Origin of the sequence: Steroidobacter agaridevorans (assembly GCF_009932555.1) — a bacterium.
Classification (GTDB): domain Bacteria; phylum Pseudomonadota; class Gammaproteobacteria; order Steroidobacterales; family Steroidobacteraceae; genus Steroidobacter; species Steroidobacter agaridevorans.
The window spans coordinates 205,267-228,357 of record NZ_BLJO01000007.1; the positions used below are offsets into that span (position 1 = coordinate 205,267).

The 23,091-nt window shown below is 63.1% G+C and carries 20 protein-coding genes; 9 read left to right on the forward strand and 11 right to left on the reverse strand.

Going from position 1 to position 23,091, the window contains the following annotated elements; genetic code table 11:
- Positions 1-13 precede the first annotated feature (13 nt).
- A complete protein-coding gene (locus GYH35_RS24525; protein ID WP_161829736.1) occupies positions 14-1,390 on the reverse strand; it encodes a PhoPQ-activated pathogenicity-related family protein in 1,377 nt (458 codons plus the stop codon).
- A 149-nt stretch (positions 1,391-1,539) separates the two neighbouring features.
- Between GYH35_RS24525 and GYH35_RS24530 the strand changes: the two genes are divergently transcribed.
- A complete protein-coding gene (locus GYH35_RS24530) occupies positions 1,540-1,941 on the forward strand; it encodes a c-type cytochrome (RefSeq protein WP_202624626.1) in 402 nt (133 codons plus the stop codon).
- 66 nt (positions 1,942-2,007) lie between these two features.
- The gene (locus tag GYH35_RS24535) at positions 2,008-3,150 is read left to right on the forward strand and encodes a DEAD/DEAH box helicase (RefSeq protein WP_161811805.1); all 1,143 of its coding nucleotides are present in this window, start codon (positions 2,008-2,010) and stop codon (positions 3,148-3,150) included.
- Here GYH35_RS24535 and GYH35_RS24540 read toward each other — a convergent pair.
- The 4 genes from GYH35_RS24540 to GYH35_RS24555 form a co-directional block, all read right to left on the reverse strand.
- Entirely contained in the window at positions 3,147-4,403 is a 1,257-nt protein-coding gene (locus GYH35_RS24540; protein WP_161811804.1) for a DEAD/DEAH box helicase, read from the reverse strand. The two genes, GYH35_RS24535 and GYH35_RS24540, sit on opposite strands and share 4 nt — an antisense overlap.
- Positions 4,404-4,443: 40 nt before the next feature.
- Positions 4,444-5,475 carry an NAD(P)-dependent alcohol dehydrogenase gene (locus GYH35_RS24545; RefSeq protein ID WP_161829737.1) on the reverse strand — a complete coding sequence of 344 codons (1,032 nt, stop codon included), beginning with the start codon at positions 5,473-5,475 and terminating at the stop codon, positions 4,444-4,446.
- Between the two features lie 191 nt (positions 5,476-5,666).
- A complete protein-coding gene (locus GYH35_RS24550; RefSeq protein ID WP_161829738.1) occupies positions 5,667-6,575 on the reverse strand; it encodes a DUF2167 domain-containing protein in 909 nt (302 codons plus the stop codon).
- A gap of 121 nt (positions 6,576-6,696) precedes the next feature.
- Positions 6,697-7,446 carry a 3-keto-disaccharide hydrolase gene (locus tag GYH35_RS24555; protein ID WP_202624630.1) on the reverse strand — a complete coding sequence of 250 codons (750 nt, stop codon included), beginning with the start codon at positions 7,444-7,446 and terminating at the stop codon, positions 6,697-6,699.
- A 242-nt stretch (positions 7,447-7,688) separates the two neighbouring features.
- On the opposite strand from GYH35_RS24555, the gene GYH35_RS24560 reads away from it, so the two are divergent.
- The 6 genes from GYH35_RS24560 to GYH35_RS24585 are packed head-to-tail and all read left to right on the forward strand — an operon-like array spanning position 7,689 to position 12,930.
- Positions 7,689-8,711: an AAA family ATPase gene (locus GYH35_RS24560; RefSeq protein ID WP_161811801.1), complete on the forward strand. Its 1,023-nt coding sequence runs from the start codon at positions 7,689-7,691 to the stop codon at positions 8,709-8,711.
- Between the two features lie 2 nt (positions 8,712-8,713).
- Positions 8,714-9,568 (forward strand): DUF58 domain-containing protein, encoded by an 855-nt coding sequence (locus tag GYH35_RS24565; protein WP_161811800.1) that lies wholly within the window; start codon positions 8,714-8,716, stop codon positions 9,566-9,568.
- Positions 9,565-10,422 (forward strand): calcium incorporation protein MxaA, encoded by an 858-nt coding sequence (locus tag GYH35_RS24570; RefSeq protein WP_161829739.1) that lies wholly within the window; start codon positions 9,565-9,567, stop codon positions 10,420-10,422. Before GYH35_RS24565 ends, GYH35_RS24570 begins: the two co-directional genes overlap by 4 nt.
- Positions 10,419-11,432, forward strand: coding sequence for a vWA domain-containing protein (locus tag GYH35_RS24575; RefSeq protein WP_161829740.1), 1,014 nt, complete (start codon positions 10,419-10,421; stop codon positions 11,430-11,432). The genes GYH35_RS24570 and GYH35_RS24575 overlap by 4 nt, the downstream gene beginning before the upstream one ends.
- Positions 11,429-11,965, forward strand: coding sequence for an MxaK protein (locus tag GYH35_RS24580; RefSeq protein WP_161811797.1), 537 nt, complete (start codon positions 11,429-11,431; stop codon positions 11,963-11,965). The genes GYH35_RS24575 and GYH35_RS24580 overlap by 4 nt, the downstream gene beginning before the upstream one ends.
- Positions 11,962-12,930, forward strand: a complete 969-nt coding sequence (locus tag GYH35_RS24585) for a vWA domain-containing protein (protein WP_161829741.1) — start codon at positions 11,962-11,964, stop codon at positions 12,928-12,930. The genes GYH35_RS24580 and GYH35_RS24585 overlap by 4 nt, the downstream gene beginning before the upstream one ends.
- Before the next feature lie 39 nt (positions 12,931-12,969).
- Here the strand turns inward: GYH35_RS24585 and GYH35_RS24590 are convergent, their stop codons facing one another.
- The 5 genes from GYH35_RS24590 to GYH35_RS24610 form a co-directional block, all read right to left on the reverse strand.
- Positions 12,970-13,644, reverse strand: coding sequence for an RNA polymerase sigma factor (locus tag GYH35_RS24590; RefSeq protein ID WP_161811795.1), 675 nt, complete (start codon positions 13,642-13,644; stop codon positions 12,970-12,972).
- Positions 13,645-13,648: 4 nt separating this feature from the next.
- Complete coding sequence (locus tag GYH35_RS24595; protein WP_161829742.1) at positions 13,649-14,182, reverse strand: DUF4142 domain-containing protein; 534 nt, start codon at positions 14,180-14,182, stop codon at positions 13,649-13,651.
- 74 nt (positions 14,183-14,256) lie between these two features.
- Positions 14,257-15,018, reverse strand: a complete 762-nt coding sequence (locus tag GYH35_RS24600) for a LytR/AlgR family response regulator transcription factor (protein WP_161811793.1) — start codon at positions 15,016-15,018, stop codon at positions 14,257-14,259.
- Positions 15,008-16,864 (reverse strand): histidine kinase, encoded by a 1,857-nt coding sequence (locus GYH35_RS24605; RefSeq protein WP_161829743.1) that lies wholly within the window; start codon positions 16,862-16,864, stop codon positions 15,008-15,010. Before GYH35_RS24605 ends, GYH35_RS24600 begins: the two co-directional genes overlap by 11 nt.
- A gap of 1 nt (position 16,865) precedes the next feature.
- A complete protein-coding gene (locus GYH35_RS24610; RefSeq protein ID WP_161829744.1) occupies positions 16,866-17,681 on the reverse strand; it encodes a tetratricopeptide repeat protein in 816 nt (271 codons plus the stop codon).
- 239 nt (positions 17,682-17,920) lie between these two features.
- On the opposite strand from GYH35_RS24610, the gene GYH35_RS24615 reads away from it, so the two are divergent.
- Positions 17,921-18,271 (forward strand): UrcA family protein, encoded by a 351-nt coding sequence (locus GYH35_RS24615; RefSeq protein WP_161829745.1) that lies wholly within the window; start codon positions 17,921-17,923, stop codon positions 18,269-18,271.
- Positions 18,272-18,297: 26 nt separating this feature from the next.
- On the opposite strand, the gene GYH35_RS24620 is transcribed toward GYH35_RS24615, so the two are convergent.
- A complete protein-coding gene (locus GYH35_RS24620) occupies positions 18,298-23,022 on the reverse strand; it encodes an AAA domain-containing protein (RefSeq protein WP_161829746.1) in 4,725 nt (1,574 codons plus the stop codon).
- Positions 23,023-23,091 lie beyond the last annotated feature (69 nt).

The following is a 23,091-nucleotide window of genomic DNA, read 5'->3' on the forward strand; positions in this document are numbered from 1 at the left end:
TGTGGCACGAAGTTCAGCACGCCGGCGTTTCATTCTCGTCGCTTCCCACAAGGCACACGGTCGTCGTCGTGGAGAAGACAGGGCTGCCTGGGTCACGGAAAGCCGTTTCGGCGAACACTGCGCGGTAGCCCTTTTCTCCGCGCTGTGTCGAACAAACATAGCCGTCACGAGTCTTTTCGCACGGGTGCGATGACCAATGGGCGTCGCGGAAATCTCGCGTGGAGCTGCGTGCACTCCACACGATAACGCGTCGTGGCGGCCGCTCCGGTCTCACGGTGACGATCAGGTTTCGATCTCTTACTGCGATCGACCAGGCGGTACGAGGCAATGGCTTGCCCGCCGCGGCGTAGCGATGGACCGCGCTCAGGCCGCCGATGACGCGATCGACGTCCCGCAAGCCGTGGCCTTGATTGGGCACATACAGCACATTCTTGGGGTCCTGCAGCTCCGGCCAGTAGAACTTCAGCGCGTCGAGCGGCCAATAGCGATCGTTCGTGCTGAGCAGGATCAACTTGGGCAAGGTCAGCTGCTCGCGATAGCTGAAGGGATCGACGATCGACAGCAGCAGGCTGCCGCGTTCCGTCTCGAGCCGCCGCGGCAAATCGAGCGACGAATAGTCGCTGATCTGTTCGGAAAGGTCGCCCCAGGTTGCGCGCTGATATTCCATCTGCGCACGCATGTTCAGCACGTCGATCACCATCGGTGCGACAGCCATCACGCGCCCATCGACAGCCGCCGTCAGCCACGCTGTCCAGCCGCGTTTGGAGGCGCCCGCCACGGTGAACGAGTCGAGCGTCGCGCCCCACCGCTCTTGCGCGATCGATTGCACCGCGTCCATCGCACGAGTGGCGCTCTTCACCATCGGCAGCAGCAAGGGCCAATCGCTTTCGCCGGTGCGTAGATACTGATCGAACGTGTAGGCGATCAATGCATCTTCTTTGCGATCGAAGAGCGGCTGAAACGGCACCTGCCGCAACACCGCCACCGGCGCCTGGATCGATTCGGCAAGGCGGGCGAACAACGCCGCTTCGCGCGGCAACTGTGTTTCCTTGCGTTCGCCTTCGTACTCCGGTTTCCAACGCCCGCCATGAATGAACAGCAGCGCGTGCCTGGCGTCGCCGTTCATGTTCGCTGGACGCAACACGAAGAGCTGATGTTTCCAGGGAATACCCCGCCAGGTTTGCGAGGTCAGCAAATACTCGACGTATTCCGCGCTGCCGATCCGACCCGATTTGACTTCCCGACGCGAGAAACTCTCATCGGGACGCGCGACATAGTCCATCAGCTCGCCGGGCGTGGCGCGCTCGCTCGACCTCGTCGGCGCAAACGCGGCGCAGGCCAGCACCGTGATGAGTAGGAAATCGCGAAGCAAAATCCTGAACTGGGCCATGGCTCGGCAAGTTCGGTTGTGCGGATAGGCGAACTCGATCGTATCCCCGGCAAGCGTGGACGACCAGCGCGGGATGGGGGCAGTTGGAACTACTACAGTGACCGCCACGTTGCTCCGATACCGGCGGCGGACTCATCCGTGGAGTTGTCATGACCTCCTTTACGCGTGGCGCACTTGTTCGCGGGCTCGCAGTTGCATTGGCGACCGGGTTCGCGATGCCGACCCTTGCCGCCGAAGTTGCACCGGCCGCGTTCAACAACCACTGCAGAACGTGCCATTCCGTGAAGGAAGGCGACAATCGACTCGGGCCGTCGCTGCACAACATCCATGGCGCCAAGGCCGGATCGTCCGCCGGCTTCGCCGCCTATTCGCAAGGCATGAAAAGCTCCGGCGTGGTCTGGGACGACGCGACGCTCGACAAGTTCATCGAGAATCCGGACCAGGTCATCCCGAACAACAACATGAAACCCTACAAGGGCATCGGCGATGCCGCCGTGCGCAAGCAGATCGTCGATTTCCTGAGGAGCTCCAGCAAGCCTGCGGATGGCTGACCACCCCGGAGTATTGCCGAGTGATATAAGATTCTCCCGATTCGACGACGGGATTCTCTTTCGATCATGACATTCTCCGAGCTGCAGCTGGCGCCCGAGCTGATCGCCGCGCTGGAAAAGCAGCAGATCAGCCACCCTACTCCCATCCAGAGCGCGGCGCTGCCGGCCTTGTTGGCCGGCCGCGATGCGTATCTGCACGCCGAAACCGGCACCGGCAAGACGCTCGCCTATTTGCTGCCCATCTTCGGCCGTCTCGACACCGCGCAAGCGGCCACGCAAACAGTGATCGTCGCGCCGACGCACGAGCTGGCGCTGCAGATCCATCGTCAGTGCTGCGACCTGGCGCAAAATGCCGGCTGGCCAGTGCGTTCGCTGCTGCTGATCGGCGGCACCTCCACCGAGCGGCAGATCGACAAGTTGAAAAAGAAGCCGCACGTCGTGGTCGGTTCACCGGGCCGGATCGCGGAGCTGATCGCCAAGGGCAAGCTCAAGGCGCAGTTCGTTCGCAGCGTCGTCATCGATGAGGCGGACCGACTGCTGAGCGACGAGAGCACGGTCGCCGTTCGCGCCATCATCCAGGCCGCGCCGCGCACCCGGCAGCTGATATTTGCGTCAGCAACGCTGGAGCGCGAGAGCATGGCGATCGCCAAAGAGTGGGCGCCGGAGCTGCTCATGCTTCAGGCAGGCGCCGCGGCGGTCAACGAAAACATCGAGCATCTCTATTTGATCTGCGAGGACGAGCGCGACAAGCCGGACCAGCTGCGTAAGCTTTTGCACGCACTCGCGCCGGAACGCGCCATCGTTTTCGTCCACCGCAACGATGTAGCGGAGCGGATCGCGCTCAAGCTGGCGCACCATAAAATCCCTGCCGCCGATCTGAACGCGGCGCTTCACAAGGAGGATCGAAAGCGCGCGATGGATGGATTTCGCAGCGGCAAGATTCGAGTGCTAATTACCTCGGACATCGCCGCACGCGGCCTGGATATCAAAGGCGTTACGCACGTTTTCAACTTCGACGTGCCCACGTTGAGCCAGGCGTATCTGCATCGCGTGGGCCGCACCGGTCGCGCAGGCGTCAGCGGGCTCGCGGTTACACTGATGACTGAAATCGAAGCGAGGCTGGTTCGCCGTTATCAGGAAGAACTCGGCATCGACATGCAACGCGTGCGCACGCGTGAAGGCAAGGTGCTGAGTGTCGAGCGGCCCTAGTTCAAACCGCCGCGCTCTCGCAGTTTATCTTTCTTGCTCTTGCGCTTTCCCTTGATGCCACCGTTCGAGGCGCCAGCTGCGACCGGCGCCGCTGTCTCCACCGGCTCGAATCCCGGCACGATCTCGCGCGGCAGAATCATTCGGTGCCGCTTTTCGATCAACCTGAAATGCGCCTCCGTGCTGGCGCTCACGAAGCTCACTGCCACACCCGATTGGCCAGCGCGCCCGGTGCGGCCGATCCGGTGAATGTAATCGTCCGTGGAGCGCGGCAGATCGTAGTTCACGACAGCGGGCAAGTGCACGATGTCGATACCGCGTGCAGCGATGTCCGTTGCAACCAGGACCTGCAACTGCTGTGCTTTGAAATCCGCCAGCGCTTGAGTTCGTGCACCCTGGCTCAGCTCGCCGTGGATCGCCGCGGCGTTGATTCCTGCCCTTCGCAACTTCTCCGCCACATGCTCGGTCGAGTATTTGGTGGCGACGAAAACCAGCACGCGGGCCCAGCCCTGTTCCCGAATCAAGCGAAGTAACAACTGAGTGCGGCGAGGCGCATCCACGTGGATGGCGCGCTGAGCGATATCCGGCACAGTCGCCGGTGTGGAGGGAACATCGACTCGCAGCGGGTCTCGCAGCAGAGTCTCAGCAAGCGCGTCAACCTCGGGCGGAAACGTTGCGGAGAACAGCAGGTTCTGACGGCGCTCGGGCAACAAGCTCAAGACCTGCGCAAGCTCGTCCGTAAAACCGAGGTCCAGCAAGCGATCGGCCTCGTCCAACACCAAGGTGGCAACGGATCGCAGACTCAAGGCATTGTGCTCCACCAGATCCAGCAGTCGACCGGGTGTCGCAACGACGATGTCCGCGCCGCCTCGCAACGCCATCATCTGAGGATTGATGGATACGCCACCGAACACCGTGGCCACTTTGATCGGATCCGGCAGATAGCGGGCGTAGCTTTCGACCGATGCGCCGACCTGCGCGGCAAGCTCGCGCGTGGGCACCAGAATCAGCGAACGAACGGGCCGCGGCGTTTCGCGCCTGGCTTGCGAATACCGCTGCAACAATGGCAGAACGAACGCAGCCGTTTTGCCCGAGCCCGTATGAGCGCACGCCCAAACATCCCGCCCGCTCAGCACGCCGGGAATCACCGCACTCTGAATGGGCGTCGGCGCGGTGTAATTCCTCTCTTCGACGGCGCGAACGATTTGCGGAGACAGCGCGAGCGAGATAAAGGTCGACTGTGTATCGGAGGTCATGCCGCCATGATCGCACGTGCGGAGGCCGGATCGCAGCCGATCATGGCCGCAACACGGCTCGGCCGCGAATTTTCCCATCGCGCAGGCGCTGATACACGTCCAATGCCTGCTCGAGCGGGAAAACCTCGACCTCCGCACGAATACGACCTGCGGCGGCGAGCGCGATCACTTCCATCAGCTCGGTGCGCGATCCCCAGTAGGGAATGGTGACTTGGCAACCGTACTGCGGATTGTTGGCCGCATAGTGGACGACGCCACCCGCCAATCCGACCACCGTCAAACGACTATTACGGCCGACGATGCGCGCGCCGAGATCCACAGTCGCCTGCGCGCCAACGAAGTCGAATACAGCCGTCGCCCCACGCGGGCCGGCGAGATCCGCGATGGCGGCAGCGGCAGCATCGGCGTCGCGCGTATTGATGGCATGCCGCACTCCTAACTTGCGGGCATGTTCGAGCTTGCTGTCATCGATGTCCGCGGCGATCAGCTGTGCGGGAGTCAGCGCCTGAAGGATCTGGACGGCCATATGACCGAGACCGCCAATGCCGATGACGACGACGGTCGCATCCGGCGTCAACAGTGGCAGGGCCGCCTTGATGGCGTGGTAAGGCGTCAGGGCCGCATCGGACAATGGCGCCGCTGCGACGGGGTCCAGCTTGCCGAGAGCAACGAGCAACCGGGCGGATGGCACGAGCATATATTCGGCCATGCCGCCGTCGGAGCCCAAACCGCCCCCCATGGTTGCGAGGCTGGCGTGATTCTCACAGTAGTTTTCCGCCGACGTCTGGCAGGTGCGGCATCGGCCGCAGCCCCAAGGCCCATACACCGCGACGGCATCGCCCTCCCGCCATTCGCGCACCCCTTCGCCCAGCGCTGCGATATGACCGGCGTTCTCGTGGCCCAGCACGAAGGGACCTTTGAGACCGAGCTCTTCGTCGAGGACGTGCAGGTCGGAGTGACAAACACCGGCGCCGGCGATCTTGATCGATACTTGTCCGGGCCCGGGCCGGGGCGCCGGCACATCGACCAGCTGCGCTGGCTTGCCAGTTTCGATGAATCGAACTGCTTTCATGACACCCTCCCGCGTCGTCGGTACTCGCGCGACCGGACGTGAGATGGCTGACAAACGGACGCCGCCTGATCCAGCCCATTGCGCAACTGGAGAAGAAACAGAGCGGGTTGCGCATAGTTCCCGCCGACCGCGAGAGGTTCCCGCGGTCGGCGCGAATTCGCACAGCTTGCCGGCGTCGAGCAGTAGCTAGATCAGGAAGCGCCCTCGGCCGCTTCCTTCTTACCCTTGATGAACTTCATGATGGCGCCGCCGGCGGCGACCACCGCGATAAAGATGATCTTGGCGAACTTGAGCAGGAATGCGCCGACCATGGCGAGCAAGCCCAGCTTCTTGGCCGCCAACCCGCCGACCAGTGCAGCGAGCCCGTACGCGGCCACCTTGTCCGTCGAGGGATCGAAGTCGGCGTAGCGCTTGCCCGAGTTGAAGTCGGTGACGCTGAGCAGCTCACGTGCCGCCGACTTGTCGGTCTCGATCGCCGACGCCGCGGTGATCAGGTTCAACGAGATGTAGCCCTCGCGACCGAGCACATAGGTGTTGTAGTTGATCGAGGGATCCTGGTCTGCGCCGCCTTTGTCGCGAGCTTCCGCCGCCCAGATCAAGCGATGAGTCGACGCGTCGTAGCTCGGCGTTTCGACCCAGCGGGTGACTTCGATCGGCGCAATGCCCATTTGCTCGCGGTGCTCGTTGGCCGCTTCGGTGCCGTCTTTCAGACTCTGCAGCAGCTCGTCGGCATCCCAATCCTTGGCGTCGTCGTCCTTGATATAGCCGGCGGGCTCGTAGTCGAGCGTCACGAACCAACCCGCTTGCGATTCGGGCAGGATCAACCCCAGGAAGCGATCGTCGGTCTGGTTGCCCATCGCGTCCATGACGGCCTTGCCTTCCCGGGCCGGAATATAGATGTAACCGGCCGGCAGCTGCAGGCTGGCCTGGTCACGCAACTCGATCTTCGCAGGACCCGTCTGTTTGGCCGCATCCGCGGCGGCCCAGGCGGCCTCCCCCGGTGAAGGCTGCGCATCCGCCGCCGCCTCCTCGGCCTGAATCGTGGAAAACGAAAACGCGAGCCACACCGCTGAGATCGCGGCGGCAAATCCTCGTGTCATGTCCGTGCTCCTTGTTATGCACCCGTGCGGGTGCTCCACCGTGGCCAGGTCGGAATTCGGACGGCATTCAACCACCGCCCCACGGCACGGCTTGTGAGCATCGTCACATTTCGCAGGGTCTTCAGAGCTTCCGCAGCCAGATATTCCGAAAACGGACCTCGTGCGAGTGATCCTGCAGACGGATCGGCATGTTGCCGTGAGCTTTATATATTGGCGCCCCAATGTAAGCCGTGGCGCCTTTCAGTTCGGCATTGTTCTGTATCAGCACGCCGTTGTGGAGCACCGTCATCCGCCCCGGCGACTTCACCGCACCGTCCGGCGCAAAGCGTGGCGCCGTGAAAATAATGTCATAGGTCTGCCACTTGCCGGCCGGCAGGCTGGCGTTCACGAGCGGCGGATGTTGTTTGTAGATGGCGCCCGCCTGGCCGTTGACATACGTTTTGTTCTCGAACGAATCGAGCACCTGAACTTCGTACACGTCCTGCAGGAACACGCCGCTGTTGGCGCGATCCTGATCGACTTTGTCCGCCGGCAATTGCGGCGCGTACCATTCGACATGCAGTTGCACGTCGCCGAAGCTGGCGCGAGTTTGAATGTCGCCCGTGCCCGGCGCGACCACGAGCTCGCCCCGCTCCACGCGCCACTTCGCCGGCCCGCCATCCTTCTCGCTTTTCCAGGCGTTCAGATTCTTGCCGTCGAAAAGCACGATGGCGTCCGAGGGCGGCGCGCCGGCGGTCGGCCCCGGCGTCACCTTCACCGGCACCGGCGACCACACTTCGGTGGGTTTCGGGTCCCCGGCGGGCGCATTCGCCGCGGACGCGCCCACTGCCAACAAGCTCCCGAGCACTAGCAAGAATTCCGGTCGAAACATCGGCCCTCCGGCGAAAAAAGCTTCGGCGTCCAGACGCCACTGCCGTTTTTTACCACAGGTGGCAAATCGCCGCGAAAGTCACCAGACTAGTAAAACAGCGACTCGGGCATCCTGCCCTCGCGCTGTGGCGCAGAGGGGAAAAGGCGCGACTTTTCCCCCTGCGCTCGCCGCCTGTGGCGGCGGGCACATCCCTGTACCTGGGGTGGCACGTGTAGCAGGTCGGTAGAGCGAGGGCCGGTCCGATGGCTTCCGACGAACAGCTGCAGGATTGGCGGGCTCGGGCGTTGCGGGTCGAGGAGGAAGTCGCCAAGGCCATCGTCGGCCAGCGCGACACCATCCGGCTGATCAACGTGGCGCTGTTCGCTCGCGGGCACGTGCTGCTCGAAGGCGATGTCGGCGTCGGCAAGACGACCATCCTGCGTGCGTTCTCTCGCGCCATCGGCGGAGATTTCGAGCGCGTCGAGGGCACCGTCGACCTGATGCCCGGCGACCTCATCTATCACACTTACGTCGACGCCGAAGGCAAGCCGAGGATCGAGGCCGGTCCGCTGCTCCGGCATGGCGAGCGGCTCGCGACATTCTTCTTCAACGAGATCAACCGCGCCCGCCCGCAGGTTCAATCGTTGCTGCTGCGGGCGATGGCGGAGCGCACCGTCTCGGCCTTCAATCGAGAGTATCGGTTTCCGCACATGATCGTGTTCGCGGACCGCAACCGGGTCGAGAAGGAGGAAACCTTCGAGCTCGCGTCCGCGGCTCGCGACCGTTTCATGTTCGAGCTGCGCATGCCCACGCCCGTCGCGCCGGAGATACGCCGCGCACTGGTGTTCGACCCGGCTTTTCACGATGTCGATCAATTGATCGAACGCGTGACGCCCGCCATTCTGCCGTGGCAGCAGCTCAATGAAATCGGCGCGGCAATCCAGCGCAGCATCCATGCGAGTGAGGTGCTGGAGCGTTACGTTCTGGATTTATGGGATGCGAGCCAGGACCCGGTGCGCTTTGGCGTGCGCCTGGACGGCGTCGACATGAGCAAGCTCATTCTCGCCGGCGTGAGCCCGCGAGGCATGATGTCTCTGACGCGTGCCGCGCGTGTCGTAGCCTGGCTCGCCGGCCGGACTCACATCACTCCCGCCGACATCCATGCAGTGGCTCCCTGGACGCTCGGCCATCGAGTGTTCTTTACGCCGGTCTACGAACTGCGTCGTGCGCAGCTCGCCACGGCGCTCATCGAACAAATTCTGGAACACGTCCCGACGCCGCGCTGACGATGAGCACCTCACGCGAGTTTCACTACAGATTGCCGCGCCGATCCGGCGGCTGGCGACCTGGCTCGCATCCCGGCTCGAGCCTCGGCGCCGGCCAGGAGTTCGTTTCGCACGTGAGCCTTTACGACCGACCGGACCCGCGCCGCTTGGACCTTCGCGCCAGCCTGCGCGAAGTGCGAGGAGATTGGCTGGTTCGCGTCAATCGGCAGCGGGTCAGTGTGCCGGTCCATGTCATCGCCGATGTTTCGACATCGATGAGCTTCGGCTTTCCCAAGTCGAAGCTGCACGTCGTCGCGGACTTCGTGACAGCCCTCGGACACAGCGCCTTCCGTGTCGGCGATGCGCTCGGCATGTTTGCGTTCGATGCGCATGAGCGCCCCGACCTGTTCGTGCCAGCGCTGTTGAGCCGTGGCGTCGGCGACGTGATGGCGTCGATGCTGGCCAGCTGCGCAGGGACTGCGGGAAGCAGCGAGGGATTGGAAGAAGCCGCGTTGCATCTGGCCGGACGGCCTGGCTTGATCTTTCTCGCGTCCGACTTTCATTGGCCGCTGGATCGACTCGACGAAGTGCTCGATCTGCTCGCCCATGCCTACATCGTGCCGCTGGTCATCTGGGACCCGGCCGAGATTCAGCCGCCGACACGTGATGGGCTGATGCCCCTGCGCGACCTGGAGTCCGGTCGCCCGAGCACAGTCTGGTTACGGCCAAGCATGCGTGCGCGTTGGCAGGAAGCCGTGCAACGTCGGCGCGCCGACTTGAATGCGATATTCAGTGCTCGTGGCATTCGCCCGTTCTATATCAGCGGCGAGTTCGACAGCGAGGCGCTGTCGCACTACTTCTTCGAGGCCACGGCATGAGTGTCAGAAATGCGCTCGCGCTGCCGATACTCCTGGGCATGACCCATGCGGTCGCTGCTCAGCAGTCAACGCCTGCTATCGTCGAGCAGCCGCGGCCGTTCGGCTATGTGATTGGAGATCTGGTCACACAACGCGTGTTGCTGACGACGTCGCGCCGGGATTTCGAACCTACGGCGCTGCCGCCGGTACAACGCGTGAACATCTGGCTGGAGCGCCGCGCCCCCAGAATCGAAAAGACCTCGGACGGGCGTCGCTGGCTGGTCGTCGATTATCAGTTGATCAACGCGCCGCAGGCCCTCACCACGGTCCAACTGCCCGCCTGGGCGATAGAGGATAAATCCGGCGGCGAGCGCTTGCAGATTCCGTCCGCACCCATCAGCGTCGCGCCGCTGATCTCGACTTCGTCCGGCGCCGACCCGCTCCGGCCAGATCGGGAACCATCGATCATCGACACTGCCCCTGCGCGCGCAAACGTATTGCTCTGGTCGATCGCATTGGCTGTGACGCTGGCAGCGTGGCTCGCCTGGCTACAATGGCGCAATTGGCTGGACAGTCACAACCGGCCGTTCGCCCGCGCCCTCCAACAATTGAGCCATGTCGATGAGACGGCGCCCGAGGCATGGCAAGCCGTGCATCGCGCGTTCGATCAGACCGCCGGGCGTGTTCTGCAAATAGAAACATTGCCCGCGCTGTTCGAACGGGCCCCGTATCTGCAGCCGCGGCGCGCGGAGATCGAACGTTTCTTCGCTCAGTCGAACGAGCGATTCTTCGGCGCCGGGCCATCCGGCGAGCCAGTGTCCGTGCGTGCGCTTTGCCACGAGCTGCGCCGAATCGAACGGCGGCACGAGCGATGACCAGCGCAATCGCCTTCGAGCATCCCTGGGTGCTGGCACTCCTGCCGATTGCACTGCTGCCGTTGTTACGCAGACGACGTGACACGCTCGCCTTTCCGTCTGTCGCCTGGCTGCCGCCGGATCGTATCGGCCGCATCATCGGCTGGCTCTGGCCGGTGTTTGCAGTCCTTGCTCTGGCGAGCAGCATCGTCGCGCTGGCTCAGCCGGGACGCCCGCAGACACAGGTACTGCGCACTGGAAAAGGCGCGGAGATCCTCGTGCTCCTGGATCGGAGTCGCAGCATGGACGATCTGATGCTGCCGGCCAACTGGCGAGAGATCGATCCGGCCAGCTTGCTGTATCACCTCGCAAAGGGCCCGCAAAAAGCTCAGGTGGCGCGCGAGCTGTTGTCGCAGTTCGTCGCGCGGCGTCCGGACGATCGCTTCTCGCTGATGTATTTCAGCAATCGACCGCTGGGCGTCGTGCCGTTCACTCAACACGATGCAGTCATGCAAGCAGGCATCGCGGCCGGCGCCATCGGCCGTGGATTGGCCGACACGGAAGTTGGCCGCGGACTGATCGCGGCAATCGCTCAATTCGACCAGCGCGCTTACTCGGGCAGCCGAATCATGTTGTTGGTATCGGACGGCGGCGCGCATCTGGACGCTGAGACGATGCAGCGGATCCGCTTCGGGCTCGCGCGCAATCGCATCGCGCTCTATTGGATCTATCTGCGTTCCTACAACAGCGCCAAACTCGATTCGACCGAGCCGCGTTGGGAGAACGCACCCGAGATGGCCCTGCACCGCTTCTTCCAGACGTTACAAACGCCGTATCGCGTATATCAGGCCGAAGATCCGGGGGAGCTCTCCAGGGCAGTCGCCGACGTCGAGCGACAACAGAACCTGCCGCTCGACTTCCTCGAGCAGATTCCGCGTCAGGACTACAGCCGTGTGTTTCTCGCCGTCGCCGCGTTTTCGTGCGCAATGCTGCTGTTGTATCGGTCCATGTTGCTGCGGGGCTTGTCATGAAACGATCGATCGTTCATGGCACGTTCGCCGCAGTCGCGCTCGCGTGTGGAAGTCTGGTCGCATATCACGCAGCTCGCCTCGACCAGATCAAGCGCACCAACTCGGCGATTGCGAGCGCGCGCATATCGAACTTCGAAGCGTCCGTGCCGGAAGCCCGCTTTGCCCGCGCGCTGGCGCTAGCTCGCGCCGGTGAGTCCGATGCTGCGGTGAAAGGATACAAATCGCTGATCGACGGCAATCGCCGCGATCTGAGTCAGGCCGCGGCCTACAACCTCGGCAACCTTTATATGCGCGATGCGCTCGCCGATGGTGCGAGCGAAGCCTTCAGATCGCTCCCGCTCATCGAGCTGGCGAAACAGCGTTATCGGGACGTCTTACGCAATGAGCCGGCGCACTGGGATGCCCGATACAATCTGTCGCGCGCGCTACAGCTGGCGCCGGAGCTCGAGCAGGAGATCGAGGAAAAGGAAGAGCCGCCGGAGAGAGAGCAGAGTCCGAGCACCCTGCAAGGCGTGAGGATCGATCTGCCATGAGCTCGCTGCGCCTGTCAGTGGACAAAGATTCGCGCGCCATCGCGCTCGCGCTGGTGCTGCTGTTGGCTGCGATCGTCATCCCACCCGTCGACCTGCCGCACGACACCTACGATTACCTGCTGGTCTTCGACATCAGCCAGAGCATGAACGTCGAGGATTACGAACTTGATGGACCGCCGGTCAGCCGCTTGGCCTTTGCACACGAGTCCGCTCGCCGCATGTTGCGAGAAATGCCGTGCGGCTCGCGTGTCGGTTGGGCTGCATTCACCGGATACCGAACCATCCCGCTGCTGGCGCCCGTCGAAGTCTGCGCCTACTACAACGACTTGCTCGCTTCGCTCGATCAGATCGATGCCCGCATGCGCTGGTCCAATGCAAGCGAGATCACCAAGGGCGTTTATTGGTCGGTGCTGGCGGCGCAGGAAACAACACTGCCTGCCGGGGCTCACCCCGACATCGTCTTCATCAGCGACGGCCAGGAGGCGCCGCTGCTCGATCCGGCTTATCCGCCCCGCGTCCTCGACGATCTGCAGAAACATTCGATCCGCGGCTGGCTCATTGGCGCGGGCAGCGACGTCCCCAGCCCGATCCCGAGAATCGATGAGGAAGGACATCGACAGGGTTTCTGGCGCGCCGACGAGGTCATTCAGCCGACCGCCTTTGGCGATGACAACGCACCTGCCATCGAACATCTGTCCGGACTTCGCGAGCCGCATCTAAGAGCCCTCGCGGATCAGGTCGGATTCAACTACGCGCGCTTGACGGGCCCCGAATCGCTGAGTGAGATCTTGCGCGATCAGCGCTACGCACGGCGACGGCCAACGCCGACCGATCTATTCTGGCTGCCTGCGGCCATCGCAGTGCTGTTGCTCGCGATGCGCTTTCGGCCGGATTCTCTAGTCCCGCTCTCCAGCCGTCGACAAAGGTCTACCGTGACCTTTACGGCATCGCGCCAGGAAACTTGATCGGCCGGGGATAGGTCAAGGACCGATCCCGTAATAAGCCTACAAACGAGCGAAGACTCGGGCGATCACACCGTCGCAATGCTCGCCGCCGAACTCGAACAGATCGCGCTCGGCCAGATCGATTTCCTGCGCCAACGATTCGCGCAGCAGGCTCCGTGCACGGAAGTGGCGGCTGCGCACGGTGTCTTCGGGAATGCCGAGAATCTGTGCCGTGTCCTGAACACTGAGCTCTTCGACGGAGCGCATCACGAAGACCAACCGGAACGGCTCCGGCAGCTCGTCGAGTTTGTGTTCGAGCAGATCCCGAATCTGCGCACGACCGGTAGCCTGGTCGGGCCGCTCCGAATCCTGTGCGGCCACGGTATCGACGTCGGGACGGTTGGTTGAGCTGACCATGGGAATCACGTTCTGGCGGCGGTGTTGACGACGCAAGCGGCCCGAGCATTCATTCAGAACCAGACGCGACAGCCAGGTGGACAGCGCCGCGTCACCGCGGAATTGCCGCAACGACTGATAGGCAGATAAATACGCATCCTGCAGCACATCGTCAGCTTCGGCGGGATCCTTGAGCACGGCCCTCGCGAGACGATAGAGACGACGGTTGTAGCGACGCATCAACCGCTCGAAGGCGACATGGTCGCCTCCAGCGATCCGGCGCGCCATCGACAGGTCATCCTCTTCCGTCGGCAGCAAGGGTGCGATATCGGTCGTCATGGGATCAGCTACCGGTCTTACCCAATGAAGCCTGCAAGTGCCTGGCATGTTCCCGATGCGCGACGAACGCCGGACGCACCTTGACCAGCAGCGCTTTCAACTCGGCATTCTGCGCGCTGGGAATCAGCGTCTGGTCGAGCGCGTCCAGCACGGCCTGATGATAAGTGACTTCATGATCGATGTAGGCTTTATCGAACGCCGCGCCACTCAGCTTTTTCAGCGCCGCCAGGTTGGCATCGCCGCCCTTCTGCAAGCTCTTGCTGGTGTCGTTCGACTCCGGCGTGACGTGCAGTTTCTCGACCAGGTCCACGGCGGATTGGTTGACGCCGCTATGGTCCATGACCATGCGTTGCGCAAAGGCTTTGACGTCCTTGGATTGCGTGCGCGATTCCGCCAGCTTGCCAGCGTCGATATCGACCTGGTTCGCCGTAACCACGATGTCGGCAATCTGCGCATCCGTGGGGCCGGCATTCGCCGCTCCAGCGTCGACTGCAGCCAGCGCAAGCGCCGCACCGAACGCGGTAAGCCACTTGTTCATTTCATCGCTCCTGAGTTGAGGGGCCGTACATGACATTCGATGTCACGAGTCGGCGCCCCGTTCCCGCGAAGCCTTCACAGCTGAATCAGCTCACGAACCCGCTTCGACTGGCGCTCGCTGACTTGAATCTCGCTGTGCTGAGCATCCTTCATCGTGAGCAGCAACGATCCTTTGAACATCGGGCTGATGGTTGCAACCCGGTCGAGATTGGCGATGATCGAGCGGTGCGCGCGAAAGAACGGCGGGCTCGACAACCTCGCTTCGAGGTCGCCGATGGCATAGTGGGTGCGATACCAGGCGTCGCAGGTCTTCACCTTCGTGACGCCGTCTTCGACACGGAAGAAGCAGACCTCAGCCAGTGGGATCAGCAGGTAGCGATCGCGCTGAATGGCCAGCACGTGCTGCAACGGCTGAGATCGTGAGCGCGCGACGGTGCTGGCTCGAATGACCTCTTGCGCGACTTCGGCCGGCTTCGGAACGAGTTGTTCGAGCCGCGCTACGACAGCCTGCAGGCGCGATAGTGTGACCGGCTTGAGCAGATACGCCACCGCGTTGGCTTCGAACGCAGCCAAAGCATACTCGTCATACGCAGTCACGAACACGATCAGCGGCAATTCTTCCGGCGGCAACGCCTGAACTACTTCGAACCCATTCAGGCCCGGCATCTGCACGTCGAGGAACACCACCTGCGGCCGGGAACGCTGGATGGTCTCCAGAGCGGCGAGACCATCATGGGCCTCCGCTTCGATCACGATGCTGGGATACGTAGCCAGCAGCTTGCGCAAACGCGACCGCGCAGCCGCTTCGTCGTCGGCGATGAGCGCTCTAATTTCCATGCAGTGGCACCAAAACAGTCACTGACGTTCCGCGTCCGTCGGGTCGGCTGCCAATCGCGAATCTCGCGGCCTGCGCATACAGCGCATGCAGGCGCTCTGTCACATTCCGCAGGCCGACACCCGGCTTATCCTGGAAGCCCGGCCGCAATCCCACGCCATCGTCATCCACTTGCAGTCGCAAGTAGTCGCCCTCACGTTTCGCGGCAACGCTGATGCAGCCGCCTTCGCGCAGCGGCGCGAGCCCGTGCCTGATCGCATTCTCGAGTAACGGCTGGAGCAGCAACGAAGGCACCGATTCATTGCCGCAAGCATCGCCGCGTGAGAGTTGAACTCGCAGGCGGTCGCCAAACCGTTCCTGCTCGATGTCCAAATAGTGGCGGGCAAACTCGAGCTCGTCATCCAATGTCGACAGCTCCCGCGCATGCCGCGATAGCGCGTACCGGAAACATTCGGCGAGACGTTCCGTCATGCGTTCGGCTTGCTGTGGCCGGGAACCGATGAGATCGGCGATGGTGTTGAGTGTATTGAACAGAAAGTGTGGATCCACCTGCGTCCGCAGCGCCTTCAGCTCAGCCTCCGTCAACAGCCGCTTGAGCCGCTCCTCTCGTACGTGCAGGGCGCGCTGCTCCTGCTCGAAGTAGATCGCATCCAAGCGGCGACTCACGTGCGCGCCTATAGCATTCAGGAACCCGAGCTCCTCCGCCATCAAGGTCCGCGCCTGATGGCTGGCCGAGACTTCGAGGCGATAACCCGGACGATTGTCTGTTTCAACCGAGATCGATGCGAGAGCGGTCGTCGAGGTTGTGGCCACATCGCCGGCCGGAATCCATCGCGCACCGACCCGCAGCGTGGATCGCACAGCGAGCAACGCGGCGTCGAACAGCTGTTCCTGGTCGTAGACGCGCCGAACTGACTCTTCGAAAAGATTCGCAGCGGCGAGGTAATCGGCGCGATTCAGGTAAACGCGATCGACCAGAAAGTTCAGTGCGCGAATCAGGAACGGTGCACTCAGCATAAAAGCGGCACAGCCCAGCGTCGTCACGACGACCGCGAATCCTGGCGGCACATTGAACACGAACGCACTGGCCAACGTCGCGATCGACACGCTCGTGAGCAGCCAGAGGCTGCGCTTGAGGACGACATCGGCGTAATGAGTCTGGGCCAGTGAGACTGCAATGAGTATCGACCAGGGAATGGCCCAGTGCTCGCCGATCAAACTCAGCGCGGCATGCAGGCCGGTGGGCAGCCACGAGCTCCGCAGGGTCAGCAACGCCGCGCCTACTTGCAAGACAGCGAGCAGGAACGCGCCGCGTCCAAACCACCGCGACGTCGATCCTGCCGGCGCGATCTCATGTCGGCCGACGCGATAGAGCATCAGCGCGATGGCGGTCACGATCAGGGCGACATAGAGCGATGCCTCCGGATACCAGCTGGCGTCGAGCTCGAGCGCCTGAGTCGCTCCGACCCATGCGAACAGGCTCAGGTTCAGGATCGATGCGACGCCGGTGAACCCTAAAAACGCGCGAGCCAGGCGGCTCGTCATTCCAAGCCGTGCCTGCAGGAGACGGCCGATCGCGATCGGACCGAGTATCGTGCAACTCCATGCCAACGTCTCGGCCAGGCGGACGCTGCTCGCCTCCTCATCCAGCCCCGCGAGCTGCAGCGTGTATCGCAAGAATCTACCGAGCGTCCAGATGAATCCGACGACCCACAGCAGCTGATAGCCGCTGGGGCCGCCGGTGGCGCGATCGACTCGGAATTGCATGAGCCCCAACGATGCGCAGAGCGCCGCGCCCGTTGCCATTCCGATGGCCTGAAGCGCGGAATAAGTGAGCTCATTCTCCATATCAGTTATCGACGCCGGGCGCGTGACACATCACGCATCTGGAACCGGTGCCCGCGCGTACCTGGGCAATTGCAGCAGGCGATACTGCCGCGCCTTTCTTCAGATCTTCCAGCCGTGCTCGTGACTGTTCCGCCGCGAAGCTCGAGGCGCCTGTCACTTGTTTGTACTCCCGTCTCGCGTTTTCGAGCTGGCCTGTTTCCGCATAGACGTCTCCAAGCAGTACATGCAGAACATCCTCGGGTCGCCGGCGCGTCGTAGCGTCCATCACAAACTTTAAATCCGCCGTGACGGCTGCGGTATCACGCAAGCCGATCGGCAAATGAATGATGGTAAACCCGCGCGTCAACCGAACGGGGGTCGACTTGGGCGCCTCACGAACCGCGGAGTTCATCTCCTCGATCGCGGACTTGAGCGCCGACGGATCCTGCTTTAGCGAGGCAATCGACATTCTCGCCATGCCATGACTGGCCAATAGCAGCGCATTCTTCTTATCCAGTGCGAGCGCGCGTGCGTAGGCGTCGCGTGCGCGTTCCCCCACTCCGATGAGCAGATCAGGCTCCGACTGCGACTGATACAACAAGCCCTGCTGTGACATATAGGCGTTGCCGAGCGCTTCCCACAGATCCGCATTGTTGGGCGCTTGCGCGACCGCAGTTTCGAGATCCTTCACCAGCGGATCGACCGACTGCAGATTCCCCTGTCGGAACTGCAATTGCAACTGCCGGGCCCGGGCCAGCACTTCGGCCTCTCGATCCGGTGACGCGAGCGCGCCGACAGCGAGACAAACGAGCGTAAGAGTTCCGATCGACCTGCGCATGAAGGGTCCCTCTGGGTGAGTTTTCGATGCAGGTCGTAACTTTGAGCGCGGTCCCGCTCGTAGACGATTGCTTTCGATCCAGCGCGGGCGATCCGTGTACGAGCGCGGTCAGGCAGGTGCGAGCGCCCGTGAAAGAGCGGCCGTTGCGGGATTCACGCAGTTATCACGGCCGGAATCACGCCTTTCGAACGGGCAGATCCGACATTACGCGGGCCATCCCAACTTCAGGAGATCTCATCATGACGCGCCTACTGGGCCCGGCTTCGGCCGCGTTATTGTTTCTTGCCGTCAATCCCGCGCAGGCCTGGCAATCGTCGCCAGAGAGGCAGTTGGTAAGAACGGAGCGCGTCACGTACGCGGACCTCGATCTTTCCCGGCAGGCGGATGCCCAGATTCTGCTCGGCCGGATAAAGAAGGCCGCTTACCGCGCATGCGGCGGCGATCCGCGACGGCATCCCGCCCATACCTTGATGCCTCGCCGTACTGAAATGGCGTTCAAGGACTGCCGCCAGGATGCGATCGCGCGCGCCCTCGGTTCCATCGATGCGCCGGTCTTGGCACAGGCTCGTGTGCAGCCTGCCGGAAAATAAAGCAGACGGGACGGCAGCCGTTATGCCTATGGCTGCCGCCCGAACTTCCGGCGAGGTTTGGCCGTCTTCTTGGGCGCCGATTCCGCGGGCTCATCCTCCGCCGCGGCTGGCGCCGATGGAGGTGCAGCCAGGACCGGCCGGCCCATCATTTCCTGGAGCTCTTCAACCAGCGACTTCGCCGGCGCCTCTTCGACCGGGGCGATCGTTATTTCTTCCGGACCGATCGGCTTGATGCCGAGCTCCGTCAGACGATCGAACACGCGACGTAACGCTGCGTCCGGATCTCGATAGAACGCGCTGGCACGGATGCGCACGAACTCCCAGCCCAAGCGCTCGAGAACGGCTTGGCGCGCGATGTCCTCACCGAGGCTCTCGGGCGTGCGATAACGGTCGCCGTCGCACTCCACTGCCAGTCGCTTGTCGTCGCTCTCGACCACCATGTCGATGCGGAAGTGACCGATGCTCATCTGCTGCTTGACGCGATAGCCGGCGGCAGTCAGACGCTTCGCCACTTCGCGCTCGAGCGGCGACTCCGGCTCCAGGCGCTCGCGCTCGGCGCCCGGCGGAGCCAGATTCGGCTGTTGCACGTGCTGGAGCAGCTGAAAACGCAGGTCGTCGATCTTCAAGTCATGCTCGGCATCGAACGAATACACGACCCACAACTGGTCTCGCGCGCGGCTCGCGGCGACGTTGTAACGTTTCTTGACCAGCTCGTACGCGCCTTCTCGCACCGTACGCAGAGCCGACTCCTCCGGCGCGCTATCTACGAGCGACAACAAGATGATGTCGCGCTCGTCGCCTTGGAACTCTGCCGAGATGCCGGCGAGGATGCGTCGCTTCTCCAGCTCGACGCTATCGATCCGCTTGTGAAGCAGCGACTGGATCAGCAACGCCTGCTCCTCCTTGAGCATCGAGATCACACCGATCGTCTTGCCCTCGTAGGCAGGATGGCGCGTCATCGCCTTGATCAGCGACACGATCGCCTCGGCCTCTCGCTGGTTCACATCGCCTTGCCGCACGCCGGCCACGGGATACGGAACGCACGCGGGCTTGATGTGCGTCGAGTTCGCCGCACGCAGCGGCAGGATCTTGCCGTCATAGGACAGCCGGTTGCTGAACGCGATGATCTCCGGCACCGAGCGGAAATGTTCGATCAGGCGCACCGCGTCGCCGAACGCCTGCCGTCCGATGTCATAGATGGAAGACATCGCGTCGAACAGATGCGCGTTCGGGAAGTCATGCAGCATCGACTTGCGCAGGTTCTCGAGTGCCGTTTGCTCCTTGCCCACGCCCAATGGCGTCACTTGCTCATGGTCGCCCACGATGACGACTTGCCGCGCCATGTACAGCGGAATGAGCGCATTGAGATCGGCCTGGCTCGCCTCGTCGACGATCACCAGGTCGAAGCGCGTCGCCCGGGGATCGAACGTTTCGGCGACCATGGAGATCGGCATGATCCACACCGGCACCGCTTCGACGGAATGTTTCATGAGCTTGCGCGCTTCGGTGAGCAGCGTCTGCCGGCGCTCGGGATGACGCGTCGACATCAAGCGCTTCGCCGTGTCCAGCCAGCCGACCAGCGCTTGCCGGATCGCATTGTTTCCTTGCAGGCGCGCCAGCTGCTGGCCCCACGCGGTCGCATCGATCAGCTCTTGGGTCACCGGCCGCAAGCGATCGCGAGTGCGGTCGGCTTCGTACTGCAGAGTCTGGGCATCGAGCCGGTCCAGCTGCACCAGTGCGTCATGCAGCTGACGATAGATCCAGGCCAGCTCCAGATCGCCCGGCGGATGCCCCTTGTCATGCGGCGCCTTGCGATCTTGCAAGCGATCCGCCCATCGAGGCGCAACGTCACGGAGCCGCGTCAACAACTCATCACGCTCAGCGGTCAGTGGCTTCACGGCCAGCAGGCGTTGCGCGTACTCACGAGCCGCTCGAAAGGCACTCGCATCGCGAGCTTCAACGGCTGCGAGCAGCCTCGAGATGCAGCCAGCGCCAACGGAGTTCGGATCGATCTCGCCGATGCGAGCGGCAAGCTGCTCGAACCACTCGTTGATCTCGCGCTGCTTACGGCGATCCGATTCGATCGCAAGCAGCGGCGGCAGCACCTCCGACGATAGGCGCTCGACCGTCTGATACTCCGCGAGCGGGCTCGGCTCGCGCGGAATCTGCGCAACCAACTCGTCCAATCGCAGACCTTCGCTGCGCAGGTGCTCGGCCAGCGAGCCCCACGTGTGGGCATGCCAATCCAGGCAGTGGCGGATCTCGTCGGTGAGCGCACGGCAGGCCAGCTCCGGCTCCGGCCCCATCGACCGAAACAGCGAATTGATGTGCCCACCGATGAGCGCGTTCCAGGAGTCTTCGATTTCGAGCCGGCGCACTTCCAGGTCGGCCACCATCGCCAACACATGGAAGTGATCGATGCGCGACGGCTCCCCCGCCGCGACCGATGCCGCCTTCACGAACTGGCGCCACTCCGAGCGCGTCGCCATCGTTACGAAGCCCAAGCCCCGCCCCGCTTCCAGGTGTTGCACGATCTCCTGGGCGATGCGTCGCTGCGTTTCCGGCGACATGGACTTGGCCAATTGCGGCCGATGGTGGCGCAACAGCGCGCATTGGGCATTCGCCTCGGCCGCTTCTTCGATGCCGTGAATCAATTGTTCCCAAACTTCACGCTGCGTGCCGCCGTTAATGCCGGCGACAATGGCGTACGGTCGCCACGCCTGCCGCCGCCGCAGCTCCGAGAATTCCTCCGCCAGCGTGGCGACCAACTCCTGGATCGCAGCGCTGCTGCCGGTTTGTGTCCATCGATGCACGCCAGCGGACAAGTCCGCCGCTGCGAGCCGTTGATGTTCCGACGCCAGCGATTCGAACTCGCGCTCGGAGGGCAGCTCATCGAGATTGGGTAGCGGCCGACGCGCATCCTCCTCTTCATCCGCGGTAAAGGCCGCGCCCAAAGCATATAAACGACCCAGCTCGTTGGAATTGAGGGGCAGCGGCGCCGCCAGCTTGACCGGCCCTGGAATCCACGCGTGCTGTGCGCCGTGCGCCTTGACGTACTTCGCCGCGTCGGCCGGCGAGAAACGCCGCTCATCGACCGTGATCTCGCGATACTCGTTTTCCAGCGCCGCGCGCAAATCACCCTGCAGCGCCTTCAAGTCGGCGAGCAACTCTTTGCGCCGTTGTCCGAGCCGCGTCGCCCGCGACACCAACGACGCGCTGGTCTCGGTCGTCAGTCGTTCGGTGATGGATCCGATGGATGTTTCCAATTGCCGCCGCGCATCCTGATCGCTGCCCAACACGGCGACACATAACGGACGCAGCACTTCCGGCACTTTGTCGCGCAGTACACGCAAAGCTTTCGCAGTCTGCGCCGTGACCAGGATCGACTTGCCCTGCGCGAGCTGGTGGCCGATCAAGTTCGCGATCGTATGCGTCTTGCCGGTGCCGGGCGGGCCTTGCACCAGCACCGAGCCGCTATGGCTCAGGCGCTTGATGATCTGGATCTGTTCCTGATTCGCTTCCTTGCCGAGCAGCACGTCATCGTCATCGAGCGGCGTGGCGAGCACCGCTTGAGTGGCAGTGTCCTCCGGCAACGGCTTCGGCGCCGGCGTTTCCTCGACCGACGTGCCCGAAATCTGCACCATCGCCGGCGCGAAGGCTTTGCGCTGATCGATATCGTCGATGATGGCGTCGACCGCATTCGCGATGCCGCCGACACGCTTGCGCAGGATCAGCATCGGATCGCGCCACATGCGCGGCGCGTCGGAAGGCTCGTCGGCGACGTGCTCTTTGAACAAACGACCGCTGGTGGGCGACAGCGTCTGCACCAGCGTCTTCAGATAGATCTCGGTGTCGTCGGCGCCCCACGGATGCAAACCGGAGTTTTCCAGCTCGGCGGTCCGATTGCGCAGCGACGCCGCCGCCGTGTTTTGCAAATCCACGAACAGCGCGCTGTACAGTTCGGTCGGCCGGTCCGTCTCGTGAATGCTGAATTCCGCGGCGCTGGCGTCGAAGCGCAGCTCGACGCGCTTGAGCATCACCGGATGATCGATAGGCACACTGCCCTCGATCGACGAGACCGCGCGCCAGTTGAGCCGCCCGTCGGCGGCGACCAGCTCGAGCAGCTCGCCGTCGCGCTCGATGGCCGAATGAATTTCATAGAACAGCTCGAAAAAGCCCAACGCCTTGCGCGCGGCGAGCTCCGTAACAGCCCACTCCTCGCGCTGCGCAACCCAGGCTTCGAAGTCGGCCAGGCGCTGTTCGTCATCGTCGAAACGAATATTGAGCGGAGCGCTGTCGGCCGCGGCGACGTTGCGAGTCGCAGAGAAATACGCCGCCTTGGTGGGATCGTCCCAGTCGGGCTGCAGCCAGTTGGCGACGTTGAATGGCGGCGTGGGACACGGCGTCGACACCGGCCGTGCGATTCGCAGCAGACAGTCGTCCTCCACCTGCACGCCAGTGTCGAGGCCGGGACGATTGATCTGCACGCAGGGGTGATCCGGCGCATCGGCCAACCGTATCGCCCGCGGATGCTGACTCACATGTCGAACTGGAGGAAACCGCAGCTGGTTGGCTTCCTTCAGGAACAGGTAGAGCTGCCGGAGTTTGTGCCGAATGTGCTCGATCATCGGCTCAGTATTCGACGCCGAGCCTGAACCAGATTTGAAGGCGTCGTTCAGAATGGCCCACACGCCGTCGCCATTCAGGAACAAGGCCTGAAAATCCCGCGAGGTGCTACAGGACCGACCCATCCTGCAGCACCTGATTTAACAATCGCACGGCCTCACGGCGACGTGCATGTATAAGTTGCAGGTGTGCCG